Source organism: Phocaeicola sp. RTP21198st1_B8_RTP21198_201120, from assembly GCF_040929485.1.
GTDB lineage: Bacteria > Bacteroidota > Bacteroidia > Bacteroidales > Bacteroidaceae > Phocaeicola > Phocaeicola dorei.
This window is the reverse complement of sequence record NZ_JBCOCI010000196.1, coordinates 1-965: the sequence shown is the minus strand read 5'-3', so window position 1 is coordinate 965 and position 965 is coordinate 1. Positions and strand designations below refer to the sequence as shown.

The window sequence follows — 965 nt, the reverse complement described above, 5'->3', positions numbered from 1 at the left end:
ACCAGGCTATCTATCCGCGTCCGTATAATGATGATTATAACAATGCACGTATGGGTAACTCGTTCTATCTGGAAGATGCTTCCTTTATTCGTCTGCAGAACGTACGTATAGCCTATGATCTTCCAGAAAACTGGATAAAGAAGCTGATGTTGAAGAATATAAATATCTACGCTTTTGTAAACAACGCATTGACATGGACCAACTATTCGGGAATGGACCCGGAAGTAAACCAATGGGGTAACAGCGGTACGGTACAAGGTATTGATTGGGGTACTTACCCGCATTGCAGATCATACGTGTTTGGTATTAATGTTGAATTCTAATGAAAGGAAAGATTATGAAACTAAGAACTATATTTTACGGATTAACCTCCGGCTTGCTATTGGGACTTTCTTCCTGCTCGCTGAATTATGAGCCATTAGACACCTATTCGGATGTGACGGAAGGGGTGACAAGTGATGGTACAAAAATCGTATTCAAGGATAAAGCTGCAGTTGAAAGTCATCTGACAACGCTTTATAATCAAATGCGTGACCGTCAGGAACATTGGTATGTGGATTTGCTTATGCCGGTACTACCGGAGCGGAAGTTGTCCCGTTTGAGAATAATTCGATTGAAGGTTCCAATTCTGTGTTGGAACGTGACTGGAACCGTTATTTGGAGGATGTGGCCCGTGCCAATAAACTCATTTGTAACATTGACCTGGTGACAGATAATTCGTTGACTACTGCCGAACGGGCGCAATACAAAGCAGAAGCGAAGATATTCCGTGCCATGGTAATGTTTGACATGGTACGTCTGTGGGGTGATTTTCCGGTGATTACAACGGTGGCTGATGATATTACTTCTGAAAACATTGATGAGGTATATCCGCAATATTTCCCCAAACAAAATACGGAACTTGAAGCTTATCAGCAGATTGAAAATGATTTGTTGGATGCAGTATTGTATGCTCCGGACAATAC

2 pseudogenes are annotated in these 965 nt (G+C 41.9%); both read left to right on the top strand.

Annotation, left to right across the window (positions count from 1 at the left end):
* Positions 1-323 (top strand): annotated as a pseudogene (locus AB5935_RS24380) (SusC/RagA family TonB-linked outer membrane protein); the annotation flags it as partial.
* Positions 323-965: pseudogene (locus AB5935_RS24375) on the top strand (RagB/SusD family nutrient uptake outer membrane protein); the annotation flags it as partial. The pseudogenes AB5935_RS24380 and AB5935_RS24375, both read left to right, overlap by 1 nt.